2 protein-coding genes are annotated in these 2736 nt (G+C 71.0%); one reads left to right on the forward strand and one right to left on the reverse strand.

Going from position 1 to position 2736, the window contains the following annotated elements; translation table 11 throughout:
* Positions 1 to 1657 (reverse strand): pectinesterase family protein (locus tag ACTUAL_RS31825; protein ID WP_440902817.1); only part of this gene is annotated, 1657 nt, incomplete at its 3' end.
* Positions 1658 to 2005: 348 nt separating this feature from the next.
* On the opposite strand from ACTUAL_RS31825, the gene ACTUAL_RS31830 reads away from it, so the two are divergent.
* A partial coding sequence (locus ACTUAL_RS31830; protein ID WP_440902818.1) for a LacI family DNA-binding transcriptional regulator occupies positions 2006 to 2736 on the forward strand: 731 nt, incomplete at its 3' end.

Raw genomic sequence — 2736 nt, forward strand, 5'->3', positions numbered from 1 at the left:
CGTAGAGGGTGTCCTGGTGGCCGAGGAAGGTGACCCGGTCGTAGAGCTGCCGGTCGCCGGTGGCCTTGACCGCGACGGCCTGGGTGGCGGTGATCTCCGGGTGCTCCGCGCGGTCGAAGGAGTTGCTGAAGGTCAGGTCCCGCGCGGTGAAGTCGGCGGCCTCGATGGTCGCGGTGGCGCTGCCCGTGGTGCCGTGGGTGGTGCCGTCGGGCTTCTTGGTGCCGCTGGCGTTGTCGAAGTCGATCACGACGTCGGAGGCGCGCCCGGTGGCGCCGCGCAGGGTCAGGCCGCGCTTGGCCGCCGGGACCTTGACGACCTCGCGGTAGCGGCCCTTCTGCACGGTGATCGTGCCGAACGCGGGGGCGGCGTCGATCGCGGACTGCACGGTCCGGTGGGCGCCGGGCCCCTTGCCGACGACGAGCTCCGCCTGGCGCGCGCCCGCCTCCAGGTCGCGGACCCGGTGCGCGGGTTCGAGGCCCCTGGTGAACTCCGGGGTCCAGCCCGCGTCGGGGGCGAGCCGCTTGTCCGGGTTGGCGGCGTTGAAGGCGGCGACGACGTCGGTGGGGCGGCCGTCGACCAGGTTGCCCTTGGCGGTGACGGCGGTGCCGCCCCAGTTGTAGAGCAGCTCGTCCGCTCCGACGCCCTTGGGCAGCCTCACGTGGTTGTTCTGCACGTAGAGCTGCGACTGCACGCCCGCGCCCCAGGTGTAGACGTGGGTCGCGCCGGGCTCGTAGCGGTTGTTGTAGACGTGCACCTTGCCGAACCGCACGCGGGGCGCGCGCTCCTCCACGTTGGCGAACACGTTGTGGTGCACGGAGACGCGCAGCTTGCCGGGGTCGACGGTGGAGGAGTTGGAGGAGCCGATCAGCATGGTCTTGCCGTGGTCCTCGAACCGGTTGCGGGACACCGTGACCAGGTCGGAGCCGTTGGTGATGTCGAGCTGGCCGTCGTGGCGCTGGAACGGGCGGTCGAAGTGGACCGGCGCCGAGCTGTCCGGGTTGGGCTGGTCGGTGAAGGTGTTGTGGTCGGCCCAGACGTTCGTGGAGCCGATCACGCCGACCGAGTCGTACTCGGAGTTCCAGTTGCCCACGGCCGTGTCGGTCGGGTCCCACTGGGGGAAGCAGTCGCTGGTGTCGCGGAAGGTGAGGTGCCGGACGATCACGTTGCGGGCATTGGCGATCCGCAGGTTCCCGCCGGTGATGCCCGCGCCGGGGCCGTTGCCGATGAGGGTGGTGTCGGAGCCGACGTCGAACCGGATCGCTTCGGCCTGCCGCTTGGCCGAAGCGGCGCGCGCGTCCTCCAGTGGCCCGGACGGCTCCCGGTCGCGCCCCCAGACAGCGGGGTCGTAAGCCTCCAGGTAGGCCTTTAACGAATACCCGCCGGTTTCGTACGATGCGCAGTTCCCGCTGACGTCGATCACCCCCTCGATCTTGACGATCCGGGGCGCGGGAGCGGCCAGTGCCGCGCGCAACTCGGCGGCTGTTCGCACGACCACCGCGGTGCTCGCGGCGGAACCGCCGGTGGTCCCGCTGCCCGCCGAACCCCAGCCGTCACCGGGCTGAAGCACCTGCCGGGAGGGGTCGTGAACTGCGGCGTCAGGGTCGTGACCTGCGAGGGCGGGCGGGGCGACCAGCCCGGCCAGCACGCAGGAAAGCACCAGCGCATACCTCGGGATCCGCATTGCGAAAGCGCCTTCCTCAACCTGTCCGGTTCATATCCGTGAACGCTTTCCAGAAGTGCGAACAAAGTATTACGAAAATGTCCGCCGCACGTCAACGGCGTAACCCCGTTCACCCACCGTTCGACACAGCTCGCGCGTTGTTCGACGAATTCGACTCGAATTCGACGACACGCCCCGGTACCGGTGATCCGAACGGCGCAGCGGCCCCCGGCCCCGCGCCGGGGCCGGGGGCGTCCGCAGGAGTGCGGCAGCACGTAACCTGCGGCAATCAGGGCACTCCGTACAGTGAGGTACTAGGAGGGTGCGTTGGTCACGATCGCCGAGGTGGCGGCGCACGCTGGCGTCGCGCCGAGCACCGTGTCATACGCCTTGTCGGGCAAGAGGTCCATCTCCGCCGGGACGCGCGCGAAGGTGGAGGAGAGCGTGCGCACGCTCGGCTACTCCCTCATCCCCGCCGCGCGCGCCGAGCGGACCGACGTGATCGCGCTGGCGCTGCCGCTGCGCGCGGGCATGGACCTGCCGGTGGTGATGCGCTTCGTCGGCGCGATCGCGGAAGCCGCGCGGGGCCACGGGTTGGACGTGCTGCTGGTGACGGCGGACGAGGGCCCGGAGGAGCTGCGGGCGGTGCTGGAGCAGCGCAGGGTCGACGGCGTGCTGGTCATGGACGTGGAGATGCACGACGAGCGGCTGGCCGTGCTGCAGGAGCTCAGACGCCCGTCGGTCCTCATCGGCTTCCCCGTGGACCCCACCGGGTTGACCTGCGTGGACCTGGACTTCACCGCCGCGGGCGCGCTGTGTCTGGACCACCTGGCCGACCTGGGCCACCGCTCGGTCGCCCTGCTCGGCTCGCCGAAACCGGTGTACCGCAGGGAAACCGCGTTCGCGCACCGCACGGTCGCCGGGTTCAGCGCGGCGGCGATGCGGCGCGGGGTGTCCGTGACGACCCTGGCGACCGAACCGGACGTGCTGCGCACGCTGACCGAGCTGCCCCCGGCGACGACGGGTCTGGTGGTGCACAACGAGAGCGCGCTCCCGGCGGTGCTGGCCGGGCTGCG

It is taken from the genome of Actinosynnema sp., assembly GCF_052038725.1.